This window comes from Alteromonas sp. AO-Serp (genome assembly GCF_017849675.1).
GTDB lineage: Bacteria > Pseudomonadota > Gammaproteobacteria > Enterobacterales > Alteromonadaceae > Alteromonas > Alteromonas macleodii.
On the sequence record NZ_JAFLMX010000176.1, the window covers coordinates 1 to 24,153 of the forward strand.

The following is a 24,153-nucleotide window of genomic DNA, read 5'->3' on the forward strand; positions in this document are numbered from 1 at the left end:
ATCGTTTAAATTACTAAAAAATCGCGCATAATTATACGCTTTAGTGCAAGATAAGCAATGCCGCCTCTTAGTGACGGCATTGTACATTAGGATAAATCTGATTCAGATCAACGAAGCAACTAAAGAGTTAACCTACGTAGCCCTTCATTAACCTGTGACTTATTTATACAAGGCTTTTACGCGCTATATAAAGTTTTAAAGCGGGTAAAATAGTCGGGGAAGGTTTTACGTGTACAACCCGGATCGTTTATTGTTACCGGAGTATCGCTTAACGCAACAAGCGAGAAGCACATGGCAATGCGATGGTCGTTATACGTGTCTATCTCAGCATGTTTTAGCGAGTCAGTCGGCCACACTTTAATATAGTCATTCCCTTCTTCCACTTTCGCACCCAACTTTTGAAGCTCGGTGGCCATAGCCGCAAGACGGTCTGTTTCCTTAACACGCCAGTTATAAATATTAGTCATGGTAGTTGGACCTTCAGCAAACAATGCCGTAGTCGCGATGGTCATGGCCGCATCTGGAATATGGTTCATATCCATGTTCACGCCTTTAAGCGGCGCACCCGTTATTTCAACATACTCATCGTTCCAAACCACCGTTGCACCCATGGCCTCAAGTACATCAGCAAAACGAATGTCACCTTGAATGCTGTTCTGGCCAATTCCGGTTACGCGTACCGTCCCACCTTTAATGGCACCGGCTGCAAGGAAGTAAGATGCTGACGATGCATCGCCTTCAACCATAAATTTACCCGGCGCAATATACTTAGCGTCACCAGAAATCGTGAACGTTTGGTAGTTATCATTTTTAACAGTAACGCCAAACTTCGCCATGGTATCTAACGTTATATCGATATAAGGCTTAGAAACCAACTCACCTTTTATGCGAATAGTCACATCACCAGAAAATAACGGCGCAGCCATTAAAAGGGCTGTTAAAAACTGGCTAGATACACTGCCGTCCACCGACATTTCGCCACCGTTTAAAGTTTTACCTTTAATTTGAAGCGGCGGGAAACCTTCGTTTTTGAGATAGGTTACTTCAGCATCAGCTTCGCGCAGCGCATCCACTAAATCACCAATTGGACGCTCTTCCATGCGTGGTTCACCGGTAAGTACTGTGTCGACATTACTAGCAGCAAGTGCCGCGCACAAAGGTCGCATTGCTGTACCGGCATTGCCTAGGAAAAGCTCTAAGGGTTCAGCTACGTTGAACGCGCCTCCGTTACCTTGTACAACGCATTGCGTTTTGTCTTCGCTCAAGCGATAGTTAATGCCTAATTTAGTGAGTGCATTAAGCATATGCTCAATATCTTCGCTATCAAGCAAGTTAGTTAATTCAGTTTCACCTTCAGCTAACGCGGCTAGTAGTAGTGCGCGGTTAGACAGACTTTTTGAGCCAGGTACATTGACCTCTCCCGATACTTTTGCAATCGGGTCTAATGTTAACTGCTCCATTTTATCCATTCACTCTTTCAAATTCGCGCATAAATTCAACTAGCGCAACAATGCCCTCTACTGGCATTGCATTATAAATACTGGCACGCATGCCCCCTACTGAACGATGCCCTTTAAGAGCAAGTAACCCTGCTTCTTGTGACTGTTTAAGGAACAATCCGTCAAGTTCAGAATTGGCTAAATGAAACGGCACGTTCATTTTTGAACGGTTGTCAGGGTGAACTTTACTTGAATAGAAGTCAGAGCTGTCGATGGCTGAATATAATAACGCCGCCTTTTCAGCATTGCGTTTAGCCATAGCGTCAACGCCGCCCATATCTTTAAGCCATTCAAATACAAGCCCCGCTAAGTACCATGAGAACGTTGGCGGTGTGTTGTACATAGAGTCAGACTTTGCCGCTAATGCATAATCGAAGATAGACGGCGTTTCTTTACGTGCTTTGCCAACCAGGTCTTCGCGAACAATAACAACTGATAAGCCGCTTGGGCCGATATTCTTTTGTGCCCCAGCGTATATAACGCCATGCTTTGCTACATCTAACGGCTGTGACAATAAAGTCGAAGACATATCAGAAACCAGCGGAACCTTGCCCGACTCTGGTAGCCAATCAAAAGCGATTCCATCAACGGTTTCATTTGGACAGAAATGGTAATACGCGGCAGATTGATCAATCTCGCTCAGCTGAGGCTGCGCAACGTAGTGACAGCCGTCTTTTTCAGACACTTCACCCACCACTTTGGCGTGGTTGTATTTGTTTGCTTCGTCAACGGCACCTTTAGACCAAGAACCGCTGACTAGGTGAAGACTGGTATCGTTAGCGTTGGATAAGTTGAGTGGTACAGCGGCAAATTGCCCACGCCCACCACCGTGCGTGAACAGCACATGGTAGTTGGAAGGAATGGACAATAAATCTCGCAAATCTTGCTCAGCTTTTGCCGCTATTTCAATGAAGTCTTTACCACGATGGCTTACTTCCATTACAGAGCAGCCTAGATCGCGCCAATTTGTAAATTCTGATTGTGCTTTTTCCATGACTTCTTTTGGAAGCATAGCCGGGCCAGCACTAAAATTAAAAACCTCTTTCATCGCGTTTTTCAACACCTGTAGATAATTACCGTTTAACTCGCTTTGTTTTGAACGTTTTGCGGGTCTATTAGGTAAACAAGCGGCTTAAGCCGCTTGTTTGAAAGAACACTGATAATGCGCAAGTATGAATACCTGCGCCTTATCCCTACTCTTCTGTCGTTGAGCCGTCACCGTCTTCTGCGGTGTTCTCTTGCTCTTGAACAGCAGTTTCTGCTTGTTCTGGCGCATCGTCTGAAATGATTAGGTTACCGTCTTCATCGAATTCTTGTAACTCTTCCACTTCTTCAATGCGTTGTAACCCTACAACGTGCTCACCTTCTACTGTACGTATTAAGCGAACGCCTTGTGTGTTACGGCCTACTACTGACACTTCACCTACACGGGTACGAACCAGTGTGCCTTGGTCACTAATAAGCATAATTTCATTGGTTTCGTCTACTTGAACCGCGCCAACCACTTTACCATTACGCTCAGACACCTTAATTGATACAACACCTTGTGTCGCACGGCTCTTAGCAGGGTAATCTTCAAGCGGAGTACGCTTACCGAAACCATTCTCTGTCGCTGTCAGGATTGGGCCGTCGCCTTTAGGAACAATAAGTGATACTACTTTTTGACCATCTTGCAGACGTATACCGCGAACACCTGTGGCTGTTCTTCCCATAGGACGAAGTGCCAGAAGCTCTTCACCTGTTTCTGGGTCGCGCTTAACTTCACCGGTTTCGCTGTCGCGAAGCTTCTCGTTGAAGCGAACCACTTTACCTGCATCAGAGAACAACATTATGTCGTCATCACCGTGAGTGATATCAACACCAATCAGCTCATCCCCTTCGTTCAGGTTAACGGCGATAATACCGCTTGAACGTGGGCGAGAATATAGGCTCAGGTCAGTCTTTTTAACCGTACCGTTTGCCGTCGCCATAAGTACAAACTTGCCTTCTTCAAACTCTTTAATAGGAAGAATAGCAGTAATACGTTCGTTTTCTTCAAGCGGTAGGATGTTAACAATTGGGCGTCCGCGCGCGTTACGGCTAGCAAACGGCAACTGATATACTTTCAACCAGTACAAGCGACCGCGGGTTGAGAAGCAAAGTATGTGATCGTGGGTATTCGCTACCAATAATCTTTCGATGAAATCTTCATCTTTCATCTTGGTTGCTGATTTACCACGGCCACCACGACGCTGTGCTTCGTAGTCTGTAAGTTTTTGATATTTCACATAACCTTCGCGAGAAAGCGTTACTACAACATCTTCTTGCTCTATAAGATCTTCAATATCAATATCGTGACTTGCTGCCGTAATTTCAGTACGACGCTCATCACCAAATTCATCACGTACTTTTTCAAGTTCTTCTTGAATCACTTCCATCAAGCGCTCTGGGCTATTTAGGATGTGAAGAAGTTCTGCGATGATCTCTAGAAGTTGCTTGTACTCTTCAAGGATCTTCTCGTGCTCAAGACCCGTTAGCTTGTGTAAGCGAAGGTCAAGAATAGCTTGCGCTTGCTGTTCTGTCAGGTAGTACTTGCCGTCGCGAATACCAAATTCTGGCATTAGCCAATCAGGGCGTGCAGCGTCATCGCCTGCACGCTCAAGCATTTGCGCTACATCACCTAAGTCCCAACCTTGTGCTACAAGCGATTTCTTGGCGTCTGCTGGGCTTTGTGACGCTTTAATCAACTCGATAATTGGGTCGATGTTCGCAAGCGCTATCGCCAAACCTTCAAGAATGTGAGCACGGTCACGGGCTTTACGTAATTCAAAAACAGTACGACGTGTTACTACTTCACGGCGGTGAAGAATAAAGCATTCTAGCGTTTCTTTGAGGTTGAATACCTTAGGCTGACCGTTATCAAGCGCAACCATGTTAATACCGAATACCGTTTGAAGCTGGGTATTCGCGTATAAATGATTAAGTAGGACTTCAGCAGATTCGTTGCGTTTAACTTCGATAACAATGCGCATACCGTCTTTATCAGACTCGTCTCGCAGTGCAGAAACGCCTTCGATGCGCTTTTCTTTTACCAGTTCAGCAATCTTTTCAATAAGACGCGCTTTGTTAACCTGGTAAGGGATCTCGTTAACAACAATGGTTTCTTTACCGTTGCTGTCAGTTTCAATTTCCGCCTTAGCACGAAGATAAATTTTACCGCGACCTGTGCGATACGCATCTTCAATTCCCTTGCGCCCACTGATCATAGCTGCCGTTGGGAAATCTGGACCTGGGATATGTGTCATCAAGTCGTCGATGGTAATAGACGGATCTTGAATTAACGCTACGCAGCCGTTGATCACTTCGGAAAGGTTATGTGGCGGAATATTCGTCGCCATACCAACCGCAATACCCGATGAGCCGTTAACAAGAAGGTTAGGCACCTTCGTTGGTAATACTTCAGGAATATGCTCTGTACCATCGTAGTTAGGTACGAAATCTACGGTCTCTTTATCTAAATCGGCAAGTAACTCGTGCGCAATTTTAGCCATGCGAACTTCGGTATAACGCATCGCAGCAGCAGAGTCGCCGTCTACCGATCCGAAGTTACCTTGACCGTCTACTAGCATATAGCGAAGTGAGAACGGTTGGGCCATACGAACAATAGTGTCGTAAACTGCAGAGTCACCGTGAGGGTGATATTTACCAATTACGTCACCTACCACACGGGCAGATTTTTTGTATGGCTTGTTAAAGTCGTTTTTCAGTTCGTTCATTGCGAACAGCACACGACGGTGCACTGGCTTCAAGCCATCTCTTACGTCAGGCAAGGCTCGCCCGACAATAACGCTCATCGCGTAATCAAGGTAAGAGTTCTTTAACTCTTCCTCAATATTAACGGGGAGGATTTCTTTAGCGTTATCAGACATAAACTGCTTAATCCCTTTATCTTGGTTTGTTCTGCGTTATCCAGCACTTCGCTTCACATCATTGTGAAAACAAGGCGTGGGAGCGCACTGTTATTATTATGTGGGTCATAATCGTGCTTCGAGTGTACCACTTGATGACAGAATTATGTAGCGCTTAATTACGCTTATTAATCAACTAAAAGGCAAGCGATTATTTTTCGTTCGACCCTTCTTATAATTTGTCTATTTCTGTTTAAAAACAGTGAAACATAACCTCGATTTACGATATCTTAAAAAGAGATAGATTAAGGATTGTTTTACTCATGACGAACGTCGATCAACAAGAAATCAATAAGTTCTCTGAACTCGCTTCACGCTGGTGGGATCCAGAAGGCGAATTTAAGCCATTGCACCTTATTAACCCACTTCGCTTAGACTTCATTAATCAACACAGTGAAGGCCTGTTTGACAAAAAAGTCGTCGATATTGGCTGTGGTGGCGGTATTTTAGCAGAGTCTATGGCGCGTGCAGGCGCGACGGTAACAGGTTTAGATATGGCAGAAGCCTCGTTAGAAGTAGCGAAGCTGCACGGTTTAGAATCAGGTGTAAAAGTTGACTACGTATGTTCAACTGCCGAAGCATTCGCAGAAGCAAATGCAGGACAGTTCGACGTGGTAACCTGTATGGAAATGTTAGAGCATGTACCCGACCCTGCTTCTGTTGTACTGGCCTGTGCTAAGTTGGTTAAGCCTGGTGGCCATGTTTTCTTTTCTACGCTTAACCGAAACCTAAAGTCGTATCTGATGGGGATCGTAGGAGCGGAATATATCCTTAAACTGGTTCCAAAAGGCACCCATGATCACAGTAAGTTCATCAAACCATCTGAACTTATGGCGATGACCGATCATGCTGGTTTGCTGCCTCGAGATATGACAGGTCTACACATGGACCCAATTTCTCAAGGCTTTTATCTCTCTGCGAATAATGTCGACGTTAACTACTTACTATATACAGTAGCGCAAAATTAATTTAACACTATATATTGGGTTGCGGCGATATTTTAAACACCATATATCGTGTTTATATAAAAACTATTTTCTAAGAATAAATTAATTTTTATGTCGAAGAAATAATTAAAAATGCTTGCAATCCAGATATTTTACGCTTGTAGAACGCTAAAAAGTTAGTTGTTACTAACATAAATTTCATGCCAGATTGAGTGCTTGAAATACCACCAGATATTGGGTTGCATTAAGACTAAAACCTCACTATCTTGTGTTTAATTCAGCACGTGATCCCAATGCAGATTTTCTGGGATCGCACAGATCGCTAACGAGATTATGGCAATGCCATATGCAGTGTGTGACATCAACCTCGCTGAAAATATAAATGCAGTGAAAAAATTAAATGAGCAGTCTCTACTTTGTACTTTCGGTATTGGTTTAGGCCGCTTTCGTGTGTGTTGTTATCTGGCGTGAGCCAATGGTGATAATCTCACTCACACTCAATAAATTAAAAATGAAAATGGGCATTACATAGCCCACGCATCAAGCGCTAACAGACAAACGGCCAGTAACATGAACAACAACTTATTAGTCACCAAACGCAACGGTGAAAAAGAGTCCATCGACTTAGAGAAAATCCACAAAGTCGTGACATGGGCAGCCAAAGGACTTAAAAACGTTTCAGTTTCACAAGTTGAAATCAAGGCACAAATCCAGTTTTATGACGGTATCAATACTAGCGAGATCCATGAAACCCTGATCAAATCAGCGGCAGATCTTATTTCTACCGATGCGCCAGATTATCAATACCTGGCTGCGCGCTTGGCCATTTTCCACCTTCGCAAAAAAGCCTATGGTCAATTTGAGCCGCCTGCCCTACTTGAGCATGTAGGTAAAATGGTTGATATGGGCAAATACGATAAGCACCTGCTTGAAGACTACACGCCTGAAGAATTCGCTGAAATGGACTCGTATATCGACCATTGGCGAGACATGAACTTCAGCTACGCTGCAGTTAAACAGCTCGAAGGTAAATACCTGGTTCAAAACCGAGTTACAGGTGAAATCTACGAAAGTGCTCAGTTCCTATATATCTTAGTGGCGGCATGCCTTTTCGCAAATTACGATAAAGCGACGCGTATGGACTACATCCGCCGCTTCTATGATGCCGCTTCAACATTCAAGCTGTCATTGCCTACACCTATTATGGCTGGCGTACGTACGCCTACTCGCCAGTTTAGCTCATGTGTACTTATCGAAACCGGCGACAGCTTAGATTCAATCAATGCAACGGCAAGTGCCATTGTTAAATACGTAAGCCAGCGCGCTGGTATCGGTGTAAATGCAGGCCGTATACGCGCACTAGGTAGCCCTATTCGCGGCGGTGAAGCATTCCATACGGGTTGTATTCCGTTCTACAAATACTTCCAAACAGCCGTTAAAAGCTGTTCACAAGGTGGTGTTCGTGGTGGCGCTGCTACGCTGTTCTACCCTATCTGGCATATGGAAGTTGAATCACTGTTAGTGCTTAAGAACAACCGTGGTGTTGAAGAAAACCGTGTACGTCACTTAGATTACGGCGTTCAGTTCAACAAACTAATGTACCAGCGCATGATGAAAGACGGCTATATCTCACTATTTAGCCCGTCTGACGTTCCAGGTCTTTACGATGCATTCTTCGCTGACCAAGAGAAGTTTGAAGAGCTATACGTTAAATACGAAAACGACGACAGCATCCGCAAAAAGCAAATTAAAGCCATGGAGCTATTCAGCTTGTTCATGCAAGAGCGTGCAAGCACAGGTCGTATTTATCTACAAAACGTTGACCACTGTAATACGCACAGCCCGTTTAACCCAGAAGTTGCACCAGTTCGTCAGAGCAACCTGTGCCTTGAAATTGCGCTACCTACTAAGCCGCTTCAGCACGTTAATGATGAGAACGGTGAAATTGCACTATGTACGCTGTCAGCGTTTAACTTAGGTGCGATTAAGTCACTGGACGAGTTTGAAGAGTTGTCTGACCTTGCAGTACGTGCGCTAGATAACCTGCTTGACTACCAGGACTACCCCGTTCCTGCTGCATATAATGCTACGATGGGACGTCGTACGCTAGGTGTTGGTGTTATCAACTTTGCATACTACCTTGCTAAAAATGGCGTTAAGTATTCTGATCACAGCGCGAACGGTCTAGTTCACCGCACGTTCGAAGCAATGCAGTACTATCTACTTAAAGCGTCGAACAATCTTGCGAAAGAAAAAGGTGCGTGTCCTAAGTTTAACGAAACCACCTATTCTCAAGGCATCATGCCAATTGATAGCTACAAGAAAGATCTTGATAGCGTATGTAATGAACCACTTCATTACGACTGGGATGCACTTCGTGAAGAAATCAAAACTCACGGTTTGCGTAACTCTACGCTGTCAGCATTAATGCCGTCAGAGACGTCTTCTCAGATTTCAAACGCGACAAACGGCATTGAGCCACCGCGTGGTTTTATCAGCATTAAGTCGAGTAAAGATGGTGTTCTTAAGCAAGTTGTACCTGAGTACGAAACGCTAAGAGACCAATACGAGCTACTTTGGGATATTCCTTCAAACGATGGTTACCTACAACTTGTTGGTATCATGCAGAAGTTTATCGACCAAACTATCTCAGCGAATACCAACTACGATCCAAGCCGTTACGAAGGTAACAAGGTACCAATGAAGCTTCTTCTTAAGGACCTTCTTACTACGTATAAACTGGGTGTTAAAACACTTTACTATCATAACACTCGCGACGGCGCGTCAGACACATCTGCTCTCGATGCTAAAGCGAGCGAGCCTATGCCACGTCAAGAAGAAGTGGTTGTAGAGGAAGATGATGATTGTGCAGGTGGTGCGTGTAAGATTTAGAACACGCCCCCTCTTTAAATGGCAAATGCATAAAAGGAGTTAACTGCATTTGCCATTAACGTTTCGCAGCAAGAACACAAACAATAATACGCGTTAATCATTAAGTTTTTAGTTAGGCCATCATGAAATACACTACGTTTAATCAGCAAAGTACTAATCCATTGATCGAGCCGATGTTTTTCGGTAACCCCGTAAACGTTGCACGCTACGACCAGCAAAAGCATGCCATATTCGAAAAGCTTATTGAGAAGCAAATTAGCTTTTTTTGGCGCCCTGAAGAAGTTGACGTTTCTCGCGACCGTGTTGATTTCCAAAAATTGACCGACCCAGAAAAGCACATCTTTATTTCAAACCTTAAGTACCAAACCCTGTTAGATTCGGTGCAAGGCCGTAGCCCGAACATCGCGTTCTTGCCTATTATTTCACTACCAGAGTTAGAAACTTGGGTTGAAACATGGTCTTTCTTCGAGACTATTCACTCACGTTCGTATACCCATATTTTGAGAAACTTGTTCTCAGACCCAAGCGAAATATTCGAAGATATCGTAGTGAATGACGAAATTAAGCGACGTGCTGCTGATATTTCTAAATATTACGATGATCTCATTTTCGCCACTCAGCTTTGGCAGACACAGGGTGAAGGCGTACATACAGTGAATGGTGTTGCACACACTATCAACATGTATGAGCTTAAGAAGAAGCTTTACCTATGCATGAACTCGGTGAACGCACTGGAAGCAATCCGTTTCTACGTGTCTTTTGCCTGCACATTCGCTTTCGCTGAACGGAAGCTGATGGAAGGTAATTCTAAGATTATTCGTTTGATTGCCCGTGACGAGAATCTACACTTATCTTCAACACAGCATATCCTTAATTTGTGGGCTAAGGGTAAAGATGACCCTGAAATGGCGCAAATTGCAGAAGAATGTAAAGAAGAAGCGCGTGCTATCTTCATGAACGCTGTCGAGCAAGAAAAGCAGTGGGCTGACTACTTGTTCCAAAACGGCTCAATGATTGGTTTGAATAAAGAAATTCTTTGCCAGTACGTTGAGTACATTGCGAATCAACGTATGTCTGCTATTGGTCTAGACACCCCGTTTGAGATAAGCAGTAATCCACTTCCATGGATGAATAACTATTTGAATTCAGACAACGTGCAAGTGGCACCTCAAGAGTCTGAAATCAGCTCTTATCTTGTTGGTCAAATCGACTCTGCCGTGAGCGAAGACGACTTTGCTGATTTTGAGCTGTAAAACTACAGCTTAATGAGCAGCAACGATAAATCACTCCGCATCGACGTTGTCGATGTGGGGGCGATTATTTCCCCTTCTGATTCCACTATCTTAAACGCCCTTGAAGCAGCGGACGTTCATATTCACTACCATTGTCGTGAAGGCTTTTGTGGTGCATGCCGCACAAAGCTAATTGAAGGCGAAGTTGAGTACACCACAGATCCCCTCGCCTTCATTGACGACGATGAAATTCTTCCTTGTTGTTGCGTGGCTAAATGCCCGCTAAAAATAAAAGTACCGCTGTAAAATTTTCATTCATCGCTCTCACTATCACTCTCACAGTGTTTCTGCGCGTTAGAGTAATCCACTTCAATAGTTTTACGTAGCAACTTAACACTAATCAAACGTAAGGATAATGTTATGAGCGAAGTTTCTGGAAAAGTTGTCATCATTACAGGTGCAAGTAGCGGGCTTGGAGAAGCAACGGCGAAAATGCTTACGGATAAAGGTGCTAAATTAGTGTTGGGCGCCCGCCGTGAAGACCGTCTTAAAAAACTTGTAGATGAAATTGAATCTTCAGGTGGCCAAGCTACTTATCAAACGGTAGATGTCACGAAAAAGGATGACGTCAAGGCGCTTGCGAAAGCGGCCATAGATGCCTATGGGCGTATTGACGTGCTCGTCAACAATGCTGGTCTTATGCCACTCGCTCCGCTTGACGAGATGAAAGTTGACGAGTGGGATCAGATGATAGATGTAAACATAAAAGGCGTTATGTATGGAGTAGCAGCTGTATTAGGACAAATGCGAGAGCAAAAAAGCGGGCATATTATCAATCTTTCCTCTGTGGCAGGTCATGTTGTGTTCCCTGGAGCAACGGTTTATTGCGCAACTAAATTCGCTGTTAAAGCAATAAGTGAAGGCATTCGCAGGGAGTCAAATGGTGAAATTCGCTCTACCAACATCTCACCTGGTGCAGTGGCGACAGAACTTACTGACCACATTTCTCACAAAGACTCAAAGCAAATGGCAGATGATATGTATGACGATGCTATCGATGCAGATGCTATTGCACGTGCAGTAACGTTTGCCATAGAGCAGCCTGGCGACGTAGACATAAACGAAATGATCATCAGACCTACCCGTCAGGAACTCTAATACAGCTCATTTCTAACGTAATGGTATTGATTGGCCATCTAATGATTAAGCCTGCAAATGCAGGCTTAATTTATTTCTCAATTTAAAGTACTTTTTCGATGGCATACAATTCTTCATCAATGACCTGTAAGCGAGATGCTACAACGGCTCTCGCGTCGTTTACGCCTTTATTATAAAACGATGCGCCCATTTCTTTACTAATGAAGTCCAGAAGAAATTCTCCGTCAAATTGACCAAGTTCCACGCTTAATTCATCATCAAAATATCGTTGCAGTTTAGCGACTAGCGCGTCTTTTTCCTCACGGGTAAATGCAATATCGCTCATTGTCATCCTTCATTCGTCACTTATAAAATGTCACGTTCTTTGTTTTAGACTCAACTATCGTTTTTCTTGCTCGTTAGCAATTATAAACGTTTTAACGTTAACACACCGCACGCCTAATTTTAGATTTTTTTAGCATGTAGACTCGGCCTGGTATGATTTTCGTATACACCTTGTAGACTTCTCTATTTTTAATTGCTGATTGTCTAAAAACAGTTATTTTAATGCAGAGTCTACATGCCCTTTTGTTCAAAGCACTATCGCAATAGTTTGCGTAGATAATTACATCAAAATGGGGCATCGCTTTCACGTAATTTGCGAGGTTAACAATGAAAGTTCTACCTATTATCGGAATAACAACCGTACTAGCAGCAAATAGTTTACCTGCTTGCGCCAACCCTAACCCTCATAAAGATAAATCACTCCCTCCGGGTATAGAGAAGAAGTATGAACGAACAGGTGAATTACCGCCGGGTTGGGAAAAAAAGCTAGCCGTTGGAAATCGTTTAGATCGTGATATTTACAACCATGCCCGCATCATTGTGCCTTTGGGAGGAGACGGGTTAGTAACAGTTCGCATTGAAAACAAAGTGGTACGCCTTATTCAAGCCACAAGGGAAATTGTAGAGATTTTAGATTAAGCCTGCTCATATCTGAAAGAGAGCTTCTGATATGGAGCTCTTAGCTCACTTTTACTTATGGCTTACTATCAACATTTGAAAATTGACTTGCCCTCACTCGACAGTAGTATCTAGAATCAACCATAGTTTTTTAGTTGGGTAGCCATCATGTTACTCCTGCAACACATCACGCAGGATATACTAGAGCCAGTTATTCTTTGTTGTACATCAAGACTCAACAATCCCCAACTTAATGACTTGTTTAACACTTCTATAATAATGGCGGCGTTTCATTTTCTATGATGAAAGTACAAACGGCCCCAATTGCAATAAAGAAATCAGGAACAAAAAATGGCAGCTAACGCACTGTTTAAGCCTTACTCAAAGGGCAACTTATCGTTAACCAACCGAATTGTTATGGCCCCCATGACTCGTCAATTTTCGCCTAACGGCGTACCTACCAACGATGTAGCTGGTTACTATAAACGCCGAGCTCAAGGTGGCACAGGTTTGATTATCACCGAGGGCACTACAGTAAACGATAAAGTCGCTACGATGGATGCAAATATCCCTCAATTCCATGGCGATGAAGCGCTAGCCGGTTGGAAAAATGTGGTAGATGAAGTTCACAGTGTCGGTGGGAAAATTATGCCTCAACTATGGCACGTGGGTATGGCGAGGGTAGCGGAAAAAGCGCCTTATCCTGAACTTCCAAGTGCAGGGCCTTCAGGTTTATTCAAACCAGGAAAACAGGGCGCTGAACCTATGACCGTTGAACACATTGAATCCGTGATTACTGCCTTTGCACAAGCAGCAGCAGATGCCAAAACTATCGGTATGGATGGAATTGAGATTCACGGTGCTCATGGTTATCTAATCGACCAGTTCTTCTGGGAAGGCACAAACCAGCGAACTGACAGTTGGGGCGGTAACATGGAAAATCGTGGACGATTTGCGGTTGAAATAATTAAAGCCATACGTGATGCAACCGGTCCCGATTTTCCGATCGTACTGCGCTATTCGCAGTGGAAACAACAAGATTACACCGCTCGTTTAGCGCACACGCCCCAAGAACTAGAACAGTTTCTTCTTCCGCTAAGTGAAGCTGGAGTAGATGTTTTTCATTGTTCTCAGCGCCGCTATTGGGAAAACGAATTTGAAGGCAGTGATTTAAACCTTGCAGGCTGGACGAAAAAATTAACTGGCAAGCCCACCATAACGGTAGGGTCAGTTGGGCTCAATGACGACTTCTTCGGCGCATTCAAAGGGCAAGATTCCAGCACTCGCTCAGTCGATGATTTACTTGAACGTTTAGACGCTGGCGAATTTGATCTGGTTGCTGTAGGAAGAGCGCTACTACAAGATCCGAACTGGGCAAACAAAATAAAAGAAAACCGCACCAACGAACTAGAGCAATACTCTGGTAAAGCGTTAGCAACGCTGTCTTAAGCCCGATTAAATTAAGCACTAGCGCGGCAAAGTTGCGCTAGTGCCTCTCCCAAAAGGACTCAAAGTCTGATTTGCTGAGCGGTTTTGCAATGAAATAACCCTGCGCATAATCACAGCCCATGCTTTTTAGAATATCGTATTGTTCTTGTGTCTCGACACCTTCCGCTACTACCTTTATTCCGAGTTTATTCGCCATCACAATAATAGCTTCGCACAGCACCTTATCATTGCTAACGTCAGTCATCGACTTCACAAAGCTCCTGTCAATCTTGATAAAGTCTGTAGGAAAGCGCTTTAAATAAGAAATAGAGCTGTAACCTGTACCAAAATCATCCAACGCGATATCAACGCCTGCTTGCCTAAACTGGAAAAGCTTCTTGGACACCATCTCATTGGCTTCCATTAATAAGTTTTCCGTGACTTCAAGAAGTATAGAACGCGCAGAGATCTTCTGGTCTAAAAGCAGGTTTAACCATTGAGTTATATTAGATTCTAAATTGAAGTAGTGGCTAGGTGACGTATTAATACTCACCTGCAGCTCTTGACGGTTTTGGGCTTTCCATTGTTTGATATTGGCACAGACTTCATTAAATACCCAATTACTGATATCAATGATGAGTCCAGATTCTTCAGCAAGTGGAATAAATTCATCTGGTGTAATTCTCCCCTTCGTGGGATGCTGCCATCGAAGTAACGCTTCAGCTTTCATCACTTTCTGGCTACTGAAACATGCAATTGGCTGGTACTCAATAAACAATTCTTTGTTCTTAACTGCATAACGCAAATCATTCAACAAGGTCATTCTCTTTATTGCTGCAGTTTGCATGTCGTGGGTATAATACTGATAGTTGTTTTTACCGAGATCTTTAGCACCGTACATCGCTTGGTCGGCATTCTTTAACAGGCCTTTGACATCTTTTGCGTCGTCCGGATATAAGGTGACACCTAGGCTCGCGCTAGTATGCACACGTTCCAGCTCTAAACTATAAGGTTTTACGATCTCGCCAAGTAGCTTTTGTACGACCAGTTCTATAGAACTTAGGCCTTTAATGCCGTTTAGGATAATGACAAATTCGTCACCGCCTAATCGGGAAACGGTGTCATCTGAACGCAAACACTGCTTTATTCTTCTGGCGCACTCAATTAAAAGCTTATCACCTATATCGTGACCAAGCGTGTCATTAATATCTTTGAAATTATCAAGGTCCAAGAATATCACCGCTACCTTATCGCTCTCTCTATCGGCAGCCTTAATGGCTAACTGTAAGTGATCCAACATAAGGTTTCGGTTAGGAAGTCCTGTCAAAGAATCAAAGTTAGCTTGCTTCCATATAAGTTGATTCGCCAGCTCTCTTTCAATAGCGATGCTAGCGATATGCGCGAACTGTTCGATTAAGCGCATTTCGTCCGCTGTCGGTACTGCTCTTTCTCTATGATAAATTGCAAAAGTACCAATAGCGTCACCATTAGCTCCTTGTATTGGCTGTGACCAACAAGAGCATACACCAGCGCGCAATGCTAAATCTTTCCAATCGGTCCAAAACGGGTGCGTACTGATATCTTCAACAATGGTCGGTAAGTTCGTCGCGGCTGTATTTCCACATGATCCCCTGCCTACACCAAACTCAACGCCATCGATAGCGTCGTTATAAAAGTCGGGTAAAGAAGGCGCAGCACCCTTTTTCAGCTTGCCATCTTCTAATAGCAGGATACTGCAAACTTGATCTGTGTATTCGGCCTCTATAGCATTCACAATGTCGTGGAGTACGGTATGCAATGACTCTGCATTTACCACTTTCTCTAAAATAGCGCTCCTCACACGGGTGATTTTTTGTGTTTGAGCTAGCTTAAATTGGTACTCTTCCAACTGAGTTGAGAGATCATTGAATTCTTGTCGCTGTAGTTCCGACTCTACAAGTTTTGCAAGCTGCTCTAATTGCTGTATTTGAACGCAATTGAATATTTTTGGATTATTATCCGACACACATAGCGTTCCCACCGCAAACCCTTCTATCATCAGCCTAACACCCGCGTAAAAACGAATGTGAGGATGACCAACCACAAAAGGATTGCTTTTGAAGCGAGGGTCCTCTTGAGTATCTGGAACGACTAAGGTTTTGTCCTGCGCTATAGCATGGGCACAAAAGGCGACATCCCTTTCTGTTTCAGTCATATCGAGATTAATAGCCGACTTAAACCACTGCCTACTGTCATCGACAAATGTGATGGATGCGAATCTACAATCAAAAATGCTACTTGCTAGTCGAGTAATACGGTCAAAGCGTTCTTCTGGTGGGGTATCGAGCACTCTCAGTTTGTTGAGTGCGGCTAGCCTCTCATGTTCATTTACAATAGTCGGGGGTGTGCGCACAACTCACTCCTAAATCCAACACGGTCGAATTGCGCACATTGTGCAACACGCTTTCAATAGCGTGGTTAAGCCAGTTGGACATTATTTCTGCCGCTCTCTTTGGCTTTATATAATGCGTCATCGGCTTCCGATAGTGCTGACTCAATAGTGTCATGATGTTCTTTTACATAAGATACACCCGCACTAACAGTGATATCAATAAACTTCCCATTCACATCTAGAGGGTTTTTACTTATTCGATCTCTTAACTTTTCAGCTAACTTGAAGGCGCCTGCGCGGTCGGTATCAGGCAATAAAAGTACGAATTCCTCACCGCCAATGCGCGCTACGCAATCTGCATTACGCGAAGACATTTTTAAAATTTTTGCTACGTGTTTAATCGCTTTATCACCCATGTCGTGGCCGTGAGTGTCGTTGATACGTTTAAAAAAATCGATATCGATCATCACCACTGACAGCGATCGCTTGTAGCGGTGACTAGCCGCTATTGCTTGTTGGGAAACAATCTGAAATGCCCGTCGATTTAGTAAACCAGATAGGTAATCAAAATTAGCGTCTCGCTGGAGCTTAGTGGCAAAACGACTTACCTTTGCCACCATTGGACGAAATATGAAAAACGCTTCAACTAATATGGTGAGAATAATGATGCCCAACACTACGTTTTGTGCATTTCTAAGGTCGTTTACTTTTTCCAAACTCTCTTTTTCATATTGCCCAACAATGTTGTGTAACGGTGTTAGCAGGTCGCTTTCTGCGAGTTGTAAAAACATCAAACTTCCGTTAGAAAACTGGACAGCGCCAACATTACCATTTTCTGAAAGTGCGGCCCTTATCTCGCCTTCAAATAACTTTATTTTCTTATCTACATCAGAGGGAGGCATAAAATAGAGGTTATACAGTTCTTCAGAAAGTGGGCTGGGTTGACCTTTTGATAATGCTTCAAAATGTGGTGCTAGCAGAAACTGATGGTTTTGCTTCATTTTCTCAATCGCAGCTATAGAGAGTCTTTTTGATTTTTGAGCGCCAGTTTGCAAGTAATCGACCGCAAACATACTGGCTCTTTGCGAAAGCATGCGTTGCTGACCACTTACGTTAACAATTTTGCCAGTATTGTTCTGCTCTGAAATGACTTCATCTAACATGAAGTGAACAACCAGAGACAGTACCGCAATCACTGAAAGCGAAATAACATAAGTTAGCGTTAACAATCTGCCTGGATTTCTTATCGTTATTGGATCTTCTGCGTTCATAACTGCGTTCCCATTATTTAGTGATCTACTACGTTAGCACTGTTGGAAAATTCAAATATTGCTCTTTAGTCTAGAAATATGCGTTAACGCTCCCCCATTAAACTTTATAGAACTATTTCGCCACGGCGGAAAATAACGCTTTTTCTGTTTTAAACGTAGCGTATAAAACGCTATTTTTTTATAACCAAGTAGATGCCACCCAACGTAGCTATTGAAGCAACCAGGATCTGCATTGTGAGTGGCTCACCAAGCGCTATCCACCCCATCAGCGATGCTATGACAGGCACGCTCAGTTGCACTGTCGCGGCGGTGGTTGATTTGATAAGGGGAAGCGCGCTGTACCAAATAGCGTATCCGCAACCCGATGCAAACACCCCTGATGCAAGCGCGTAATAAACACCCTCGCTATCTAAGACAAAATTATCTGCGCCCACGAAGCAAACCACACCAACCAAAGGAACACAGAAAAACGCGGCATAGACAAAATTACCCGATGTAGATAAAAGGGCTGAGCTACTTTTTTTACCCAAAAGCGAATAGACGCCCCAAGCCATACCCGCCAAAACCATAACCGCGCCAGCTAAAAGAGGCGGTGCTGCCGCGCTAGGCAACAGTAAGATAACAAGGCCTAAAAATGCCAACACAAACCCCAACCACTGCCATTTTTTAAATCGCTCGCCATTGAACAACCCTACGGAAATCATAGTGAGTTGCACGGCACCAAATAATAAAAGTGCCCCCGTTCCCGTGGACATTGAAATATAGGCATATGAAAAGCAGATAGCGTAAACGAACAACGAAATGCCACCGAGTACGCTGGCGTTGGTTTTTAGGCCATGAAAAAGGCCTTGAGAAGGCACGCTCTCACTTTTGCGACGTAGGAAATAAGAAGACAAAAGTAACAACGCTATCGCCCCGCTCGCTAAGCGTAAGATAGTAAAACTAGCAGGGTCTATATCGGTGTTAGCAAGAGCCATGCGGCAAAGTAGCGAATTAGCAGCAAATGCAATCATGGCAATAGCGACCAATACAAAGGTTTTCAACAAACCGAATCTCCCTAGTTTTAAACGCAAAAATGCTTAGCAGTACACTAACTTATCCCGTAATGCATCGAAAAGTAAATGCTTAAACGCAAGAGACAATATTTTACAACGACGTAGACAGGTCAAACTGCCTAAAACGAAAAAGAGGACCGAAAGGTCCTCTTTAAATTAGTTATTACTTGATGAGAGTTTTAAAGCGATAAGCCTAAGCGCTCAGCCACTTCAATATAGGTCTCGACTACAGAGCCCAAACCTTGTCTAAAGCGGTCTTTGTCCATCTTTTTACGGGTTTCTTTATCCCACAAGCGACAGCCATCTGGTGTGAACTCATCACCTAGTACGATATTGCCATCTTTGTCGACACCAAACTCTAGTTTATAGTCTACAAGCAACATACCCGCGTCATCAAAGAGTGCTTTCAAAACACTGTTAACCTTGAAGGTCAATGCTTTCATTTCAGCAATTTGCGCTTCGGTTGCCCAACCAAATGATAAAATATGGTAGTCATTTACCATTGGGTCGTGAAGTGCATCATTCTTTAAGAAAAACTCGAAAATAGGTGGGTTAAGCTCTTTGCCCTCTTCCACACCCAGTCTGCGAACTAAAGAGCCAGCAGACAAGTTTCTCACCACACACTCAACAGGGATCATGTCGAGCTTCTTAACCAAAGACTCAGTGTCAGAAACCAGCGCCTCAACTTGCGTTGCAATGCCTGCTTCTTCAAGCTTTGTCATAATAAAGTGATTAAACTTGTTGTTTACTTCACCTTTGCGTTCTAGCTGTTCAATCTTCTCACCATCAAACGCCGAAGTGTCGTTTCTAAAGTGAAGAATAAGTTTATCGCTATCATCAGTGTAATAAACAGTTTTTGCTTTACCGCGGTAAAGCTCGTCGCGTTTTTCCATTCTCAGTCTCAGTTATATATCAAGGTTATCTTCTGACATGACCTCAGCAAATGCACTGTAAAGGTCGGAAACCTGATTTGCTTCAAACGGTACACTTTCATTATTCATGAAGGTAACTGACGTGCGATCCGCACCCGCTCTTGCAACTTTCAAACGATAGTCACCTTTCTTTAGCAACTCTTTATCGCTTGAGAATAAACCATCCCACCAACTACCTTGATCACCATTGTAAGTGACAAATAATAGGCCGTTTGATTTATCTAAATCTTTAACGTCAAAACCAAGCTTACGCAGTACTAACAGCATTCTTGGCCACGCTACATCATACTTAGCTTCTACGATATACGCCGCGTCACCATCGGCATTAAAGCCCATCTCGGTATTGATACCCTGACGGATACGAGCAATTCTTCGTGTCTCTGCTAGCTGAATTTGGTACTCATAGTGACCAACAACTTGGTTCAACACCTCAACTTCTTCGCGACGTTCTTCCATTGAAGAGACTTCTGCAACCACGTCGTTGCCCAATGTTTGCATATAGTCCTTTAATTCAACAGTAAGCGCAGCACTACGGCCGTGAGGTTTAACGTCTAAGCTGAATTCAAAACGTCGACCGATTTCGCTTTCTTCATCTATAAAGCTATACCAAGGACCTTCGACTTCTCTAGTTATCACCATCCAGTCAGTAACCAGCACTTTCTCTTCTGGACTAAAGCTATCTACACCAATACCTTGTTCATCTAAGAAACTTAAAAGCGAGTTCCAAATTGCTTGGCTTAGCGGCTGACTATCGTCAACCTGGTCAAACCAAATGGTTGCTGAACTCTTACCTTCCTCAATGTGAGAACCCGTAACTAAAGGTAAAACTAATGCTGGCGAGCGAACCATCAACGACTTGCCCACCAAATTTGAATCGGCCTCTTGACCTAACTCAGGTAATACAAAATCACGAGAAAAAGCAGGTGCATCTAAGTCAGAAGGTACTTTTAGCGATTCTTGTTCTTTAGTTTTTAAGTATTCGTAGCTGCCAGACGCGGTCTTTCTATCTATTTGGCTTGAACAACCTGCAAGTGCAACCATCGCTACTGAACTTGCTATAGCCAGCGTTCTTTTCATCTGTGTTCCTTATTAACCAGAAATCAATGCGTATTTTTTTAGTAGTTCTTCGATACGTTTTTGGCTTGATAGTTCCGGTAAAACCATAGGTAATCGCATAACTGCGCTTTCCATCATGCCCATTTTATACAATGCCCACTTCGGCATTACTGGATTTGGTTCAATAAATAGCTCGCTATGAAGCAACTTAATGGTTTCATCGATATCGCGACATTTATCAAAATTATTTTCTAGCGCAGCCTCACACATTTGTGCGATTGCTTTAGGCACTATGTTAGCCGTTACGGAGATAACGCCGTGGCCGCCTTCACACATAAACTCGCAGCTTGAACCGTCGTCGCCGCTAAGTAAAACAAAGTCATCGGGAACCAAAGGCTGAGTAGCCTTAAGGCGTGCGATATTACCGGTTGCGTCTTTAAGACCAACGATATTTTTGTGCGTTGCTAATTTAGCCACCGTTTCAGGCAGCATGTCGGCTACGGTGCGGCCTGGCACATTGTAAAGAATAACAGGTAAGTCACTAGCGTCTGCAATTGCATTAAAGTGCGCGACCATACCCGCCTGTTGAGGCTTATTGTAATAAGGTACTACGCTTAGGAAACCGTCTATACCTGTAGAGCCTAATTGCTCTGTAAGAAAAATAGCCTCTGCCGTAGAGTTTGCGCCACTGCCGGCAATAACCGGAATTGCTCCCGATGCCATAGCAACGGTTTCTTTAACCACATTGATGTGTTCATCAAAAGGTAGCGTTGCTGACTCACCAGTAGTTCCAACCGACACTATACCGTGGGTGCCCTGCTCTACATGAAACTTCACAAGTTTCTCTAAAGACTTGTAATCAATATCGCCGTTTTCGAACATCGGCGTGACGAGTGCTACGTAACTACCAGTAAACATAATCTCTCCGAAAAATGTGAGCGCACATGGTAAATATGTCGGTGCTTAAACACAAGTAATAGCGCAAGTAAAATGACAAGAATTTGACAATATCTTATTCAAAGGCAAGAAAAAGGCGCTGACTTATAAAAAAACTCTGTGCTAACATCCCGACATTGTTAACATTGAAGTGAAGTAGATGTCGAAACACCAACTTATCGTCACCATCTTGGGGACAGACAAAAGTGGCATTTTAAGCGAAATTGCAACGACGGTATCAGAAGCTCAGTGCAATATTCTAGATAGCAGGCAAGCCATTTACGGCAAAGAGTTCTCGTTGACCATGATCATAGAAGGAACGCAAAGCGCTATCACAAAGGCTGAATGTATTTTACCTTCGCTATTTCAGCGTCTTGACCTGCTTTCTATGATGAAGCGCACTAGCCATCACGAAAAGCAAAACCTTGCCCATCTTTTTAATGTCGAGTTTAGTGGCGAAGATGCAGCTGGCTTGATTAAAGCGGTGACCGGCTTTTTTGCCGAGCGTCATGCAATGATAAGTGCATTTAGACAACGCACATTTAAAGACAAGACATCGGGTAAAGACAACATGCGCTGCAAATTTGTTGTTTCTCTTCCCTCTAATGAAATTGTAGACGCACTAGAATCTGATCTAATGTCCCTGTTCACTTCGTTAAATGTGACAGGCAAAGTTGTAGACAAACAAAAAAAGGATCCCAATGAAAACGTTACAAGCTGGTGATAAAGCCCCACAATTCTCATTGCAGAACCAAGATGATGAAACCGTATCTTTAGCTGATTTCGCAGGTAAAAAAGTACTGGTTTATTTTTACCCTAAAGCGATGACGCCTGGTTGCACAGTACAAGCCCAGGGCTTACGCGACGTAAACGAAGAACTAACGGCGAAAAATGTGGTTGTGCTAGGAATTAGCCCAGATGCAGTTAAACGCCTGCCTAAATTCATCGAAAAAGAAAACCTAAACTTTACGTTGCTTTCTGATGAAGACCACGCCGTTGCCGACGCTTTTGGTGTGTGGGGACCTAAAAAGTTTATGGGTAAAGAGTATGATGGCATTCATCGCCAAACATTCCTCGTGGATGAAAACGGTGTTATTGAGCACGTTTTCAACAAGTTCAAAACAAAAGAACACCACACCGTAGTACTTGATTATCTAAACAGCTAAACCGGTATAGAATTTAAAAAGCCCCGATAACATTATGTTTTCGGGGCTTTTTTATACTTACTCAATTCGTATCAGTGTTTACCTATAACGCCTATTTGAATCAGTACTCGTTTTGAATCTCGTACTGGATGGCGCTGACTGGTTCGCCAAATGGGAATAACTACTTTGCCTCTTCGGGTACAATAACGGGGTTACTAGACCACGCTGTAATTACCGCCTTCACGAGGGTAGCGAGAGGAATAGCGAAAAATACGCCCCAGAAACCCCAAAGACCTCCAAACACTAATACTGCAACGATTATATAAAGCGGATGCAAGCTAACCGCCTCCGAGAATAGCAGCGGTACCAACAAGTTACCGTCTAACGCCTGAATAATGCCGTACGCTATCATTAAATACCAAAATTCTGGTGAAATACCCCACTGAAACATAGCGACAACGGCCACGGGTATAGTAACCACTGCTGCACCTATGTACGGAATAAGTACTGAAAATCCCACCAATACGCCAAGCAAAATAGCATAACGTAAGTCCATCAATACAAACGTTACGCAGCTCACCGCGCCCACAATTATAATCTCGATCACTTTGCCGCGAATATAGTTGGCAATTTGAGAGTTCATTTCGTGACCAACTTGCGTAATTAAGCGTCGCTCCTTAGGCAGCAAGCGAGATATGCTGTCTAAAAAGAAGAGCTTATCTTTTAGCATGAAAAACACCATAAGCGGTACGAGGATAACGTAAACGAGCAACGCAGCTAAGTTGGCGATATTACTAAACGAAGCAGAAATAAGGGTTTCGCCCACCTCTACCAATTTGTCATTTAAACCTTCCATCATTTGATGGATTTGATATACCTGAACGTAATCTGGATATTTGTCCGGAAGCGTTAATATCCATTCTTGTGCTTTCTGCCATATTAGCGGCGTTTCTTGAATCAAGTTAACGCTTTGCTTGGATATAATTGGAACAAGGCCAATTAAGGTTAATATGGTTATAGTGAGAAAGCCGAGCATTACAACGACGCAGGCGAGCGTTCTACTTACGCCGACATTTACCAAGCGACAGACTGGCCAATCGAGTAAATACGCAATCACTGCTGCAACCAACACAGGCATAATTAGCCCGCCCCACAATAGCAACACTGCCGTGGTCAAAAGGATCAAGATAAGCAACATTGCTGCATCAGGATCAGAAAATTTGCGTCGGTACCAACGACCAAAAACGCTAATCATATAAACGCCTAGAAATTACTAAGAATAGGACACGCATCATAGTTGATAGCGCTAGCACTTAGCAATAAGTAGCACTTAAGAATCTTT

The 24,153-nt window shown here is 43.5% G+C and carries 20 protein-coding genes; 9 read left to right on the forward strand and 11 right to left on the reverse strand.

Annotated features, from left to right (window positions below; genetic code table 11):
- Positions 1-176: 176 nt before the first annotated feature.
- From aroA to gyrA, 3 genes are all read right to left on the reverse strand, one after another.
- Positions 177-1,460 carry a 3-phosphoshikimate 1-carboxyvinyltransferase gene (aroA, locus tag QVA83_RS12265; protein ID WP_287498505.1) on the reverse strand — a complete coding sequence of 428 codons (1,284 nt, stop codon included), beginning with the start codon at positions 1,458-1,460 and terminating at the stop codon, positions 177-179.
- A gap of 1 nt (position 1,461) precedes the next feature.
- Positions 1,462-2,547, reverse strand: a complete 1,086-nt coding sequence (serC, locus tag QVA83_RS12270) for a 3-phosphoserine/phosphohydroxythreonine transaminase (protein ID WP_069944404.1) — start codon at positions 2,545-2,547, stop codon at positions 1,462-1,464.
- A gap of 145 nt (positions 2,548-2,692) precedes the next feature.
- Entirely contained in the window at positions 2,693-5,407 is a 2,715-nt protein-coding gene (gene gyrA, locus QVA83_RS12275; RefSeq protein ID WP_287498506.1) for a DNA topoisomerase (ATP-hydrolyzing) subunit A, read from the reverse strand.
- A gap of 302 nt (positions 5,408-5,709) precedes the next feature.
- Here gyrA and ubiG point away from each other — a divergent pair, with 302 nt between their 5' ends.
- The 5 genes from ubiG (at position 5,710) to QVA83_RS12300 (ending at position 11,675) form a co-directional block, all read left to right on the forward strand.
- A complete protein-coding gene (ubiG, locus tag QVA83_RS12280; protein ID WP_014949647.1) occupies positions 5,710-6,414 on the forward strand; it encodes a bifunctional 2-polyprenyl-6-hydroxyphenol methylase/3-demethylubiquinol 3-O-methyltransferase UbiG in 705 nt (234 codons plus the stop codon).
- A gap of 549 nt (positions 6,415-6,963) precedes the next feature.
- Positions 6,964-9,285: a class 1a ribonucleoside-diphosphate reductase subunit alpha gene (nrdA, locus tag QVA83_RS12285; RefSeq protein ID WP_014949648.1), complete on the forward strand. Its 2,322-nt coding sequence runs from the start codon at positions 6,964-6,966 to the stop codon at positions 9,283-9,285.
- Between the two features lie 122 nt (positions 9,286-9,407).
- Entirely contained in the window at positions 9,408-10,538 is a 1,131-nt protein-coding gene (gene nrdB / locus QVA83_RS12290; protein WP_014949649.1) for a class Ia ribonucleoside-diphosphate reductase subunit beta, read from the forward strand.
- 12 nt (positions 10,539-10,550) lie between these two features.
- Complete coding sequence (yfaE, locus tag QVA83_RS12295) at positions 10,551-10,823, forward strand: class I ribonucleotide reductase maintenance protein YfaE (RefSeq protein ID WP_014949650.1); 273 nt, start codon at positions 10,551-10,553, stop codon at positions 10,821-10,823.
- A 114-nt stretch (positions 10,824-10,937) separates the two neighbouring features.
- The gene (locus QVA83_RS12300) at positions 10,938-11,675 is read left to right on the forward strand and encodes an SDR family oxidoreductase (protein ID WP_156078411.1); all 738 of its coding nucleotides are present in this window, start codon (positions 10,938-10,940) and stop codon (positions 11,673-11,675) included.
- Between the two features lie 82 nt (positions 11,676-11,757).
- Here the strand turns inward: QVA83_RS12300 and QVA83_RS12305 are convergent, their stop codons facing one another.
- Positions 11,758-12,000, reverse strand: a complete 243-nt coding sequence (locus QVA83_RS12305) for a DUF2164 domain-containing protein (RefSeq protein WP_014949652.1) — start codon at positions 11,998-12,000, stop codon at positions 11,758-11,760.
- Between the two features lie 326 nt (positions 12,001-12,326).
- Here QVA83_RS12305 and QVA83_RS12310 point away from each other — a divergent pair, with 326 nt between their 5' ends.
- Complete coding sequence (locus QVA83_RS12310; RefSeq protein ID WP_014949653.1) at positions 12,327-12,638, forward strand: hypothetical protein; 312 nt, start codon at positions 12,327-12,329, stop codon at positions 12,636-12,638.
- A gap of 330 nt (positions 12,639-12,968) precedes the next feature.
- Complete coding sequence (locus QVA83_RS12315) at positions 12,969-14,066, forward strand: NADH:flavin oxidoreductase (RefSeq protein WP_014949654.1); 1,098 nt, start codon at positions 12,969-12,971, stop codon at positions 14,064-14,066.
- 37 nt (positions 14,067-14,103) lie between these two features.
- Here QVA83_RS12315 and QVA83_RS12320 read toward each other — a convergent pair whose 3' ends face one another.
- The 6 genes from QVA83_RS12320 to dapA form a co-directional block, all read right to left on the reverse strand.
- Positions 14,104-16,437, reverse strand: coding sequence for a sensor domain-containing phosphodiesterase (locus QVA83_RS12320; RefSeq protein ID WP_156078412.1), 2,334 nt, complete (start codon positions 16,435-16,437; stop codon positions 14,104-14,106).
- A 65-nt stretch (positions 16,438-16,502) separates the two neighbouring features.
- Entirely contained in the window at positions 16,503-17,687 is a 1,185-nt protein-coding gene (locus tag QVA83_RS12325; protein WP_014949656.1) for a diguanylate cyclase, read from the reverse strand.
- Between the two features lie 170 nt (positions 17,688-17,857).
- Positions 17,858-18,733: a DMT family transporter gene (locus QVA83_RS12330; RefSeq protein ID WP_039227637.1), complete on the reverse strand. Its 876-nt coding sequence runs from the start codon at positions 18,731-18,733 to the stop codon at positions 17,858-17,860.
- A 188-nt stretch (positions 18,734-18,921) separates the two neighbouring features.
- Positions 18,922-19,635 (reverse strand): phosphoribosylaminoimidazolesuccinocarboxamide synthase, encoded by a 714-nt coding sequence (gene purC / locus QVA83_RS12335; RefSeq protein ID WP_014949658.1) that lies wholly within the window; start codon positions 19,633-19,635, stop codon positions 18,922-18,924.
- A gap of 12 nt (positions 19,636-19,647) precedes the next feature.
- Positions 19,648-20,751: an NlpB/DapX family lipoprotein gene (gene bamC / locus QVA83_RS12340; protein WP_049588660.1), complete on the reverse strand. Its 1,104-nt coding sequence runs from the start codon at positions 20,749-20,751 to the stop codon at positions 19,648-19,650.
- 12 nt (positions 20,752-20,763) lie between these two features.
- Positions 20,764-21,648, reverse strand: coding sequence for a 4-hydroxy-tetrahydrodipicolinate synthase (gene dapA / locus QVA83_RS12345; RefSeq protein WP_014949660.1), 885 nt, complete (start codon positions 21,646-21,648; stop codon positions 20,764-20,766).
- Between the two features lie 178 nt (positions 21,649-21,826).
- Here dapA and QVA83_RS12350 point away from each other — a divergent pair, with 178 nt between their 5' ends.
- Positions 21,827-22,390: a glycine cleavage system transcriptional repressor gene (locus QVA83_RS12350; protein WP_156078413.1), complete on the forward strand. Its 564-nt coding sequence runs from the start codon at positions 21,827-21,829 to the stop codon at positions 22,388-22,390.
- Positions 22,368-22,832, forward strand: a complete 465-nt coding sequence (bcp, locus tag QVA83_RS12355) for a thioredoxin-dependent thiol peroxidase (RefSeq protein WP_283635230.1) — start codon at positions 22,368-22,370, stop codon at positions 22,830-22,832. The genes QVA83_RS12350 and bcp overlap by 23 nt, the downstream gene beginning before the upstream one ends.
- Before the next feature lie 160 nt (positions 22,833-22,992).
- Here bcp and QVA83_RS12360 read toward each other — a convergent pair whose 3' ends face one another.
- Positions 22,993-24,066 carry an AI-2E family transporter gene (locus tag QVA83_RS12360; protein ID WP_069944412.1) on the reverse strand — a complete coding sequence of 358 codons (1,074 nt, stop codon included), beginning with the start codon at positions 24,064-24,066 and terminating at the stop codon, positions 22,993-22,995.
- Positions 24,067-24,153: the final 87 nt, after the last annotated feature.

Bases quoted from the DNA above. Each gene is read 5' to 3' on its own strand.
- aroA (WP_287498505.1), bottom strand. From the start codon at position 1,460: ATGGAGCAGTTAACATTAGACCCGATTGCAAAAGTATCGGGAGAGGTC.
- serC (WP_069944404.1), bottom strand. From the start codon at position 2,547: ATGAAAGAGGTTTTTAATTTTAGTGCTGGCCCGGCTATGCTTCCAAAA.
- gyrA (WP_287498506.1), bottom strand. From the start codon at position 5,407: ATGTCTGATAACGCTAAAGAAATCCTCCCCGTTAATATTGAGGAAGAG.
- ubiG (WP_014949647.1), top strand. From the start codon at position 5,710: ATGACGAACGTCGATCAACAAGAAATCAATAAGTTCTCTGAACTCGCT.
- nrdA (WP_014949648.1), top strand. From the start codon at position 6,964: ATGAACAACAACTTATTAGTCACCAAACGCAACGGTGAAAAAGAGTCC.
- nrdB (WP_014949649.1), top strand. From the start codon at position 9,408: ATGAAATACACTACGTTTAATCAGCAAAGTACTAATCCATTGATCGAG.
- yfaE (WP_014949650.1), top strand. From the start codon at position 10,551: ATGAGCAGCAACGATAAATCACTCCGCATCGACGTTGTCGATGTGGGG.
- QVA83_RS12300 (WP_156078411.1), top strand. From the start codon at position 10,938: ATGAGCGAAGTTTCTGGAAAAGTTGTCATCATTACAGGTGCAAGTAGC.
- QVA83_RS12305 (WP_014949652.1), bottom strand. From the start codon at position 12,000: ATGAGCGATATTGCATTTACCCGTGAGGAAAAAGACGCGCTAGTCGCT.
- QVA83_RS12310 (WP_014949653.1), top strand. From the start codon at position 12,327: ATGAAAGTTCTACCTATTATCGGAATAACAACCGTACTAGCAGCAAAT.
- QVA83_RS12315 (WP_014949654.1), top strand. From the start codon at position 12,969: ATGGCAGCTAACGCACTGTTTAAGCCTTACTCAAAGGGCAACTTATCG.
- QVA83_RS12325 (WP_014949656.1), bottom strand. From the start codon at position 17,687: ATGAACGCAGAAGATCCAATAACGATAAGAAATCCAGGCAGATTGTTA.
- purC (WP_014949658.1), bottom strand. From the start codon at position 19,635: ATGGAAAAACGCGACGAGCTTTACCGCGGTAAAGCAAAAACTGTTTAT.
- bamC (WP_049588660.1), bottom strand. From the start codon at position 20,751: ATGAAAAGAACGCTGGCTATAGCAAGTTCAGTAGCGATGGTTGCACTT.
- dapA (WP_014949660.1), bottom strand. From the start codon at position 21,648: ATGTTTACTGGTAGTTACGTAGCACTCGTCACGCCGATGTTCGAAAAC.
- QVA83_RS12350 (WP_156078413.1), top strand. From the start codon at position 21,827: ATGTCGAAACACCAACTTATCGTCACCATCTTGGGGACAGACAAAAGT.
- bcp (WP_283635230.1), top strand. From the start codon at position 22,368: ATGAAAACGTTACAAGCTGGTGATAAAGCCCCACAATTCTCATTGCAG.
- QVA83_RS12360 (WP_069944412.1), bottom strand. From the start codon at position 24,066: ATGATTAGCGTTTTTGGTCGTTGGTACCGACGCAAATTTTCTGATCCT.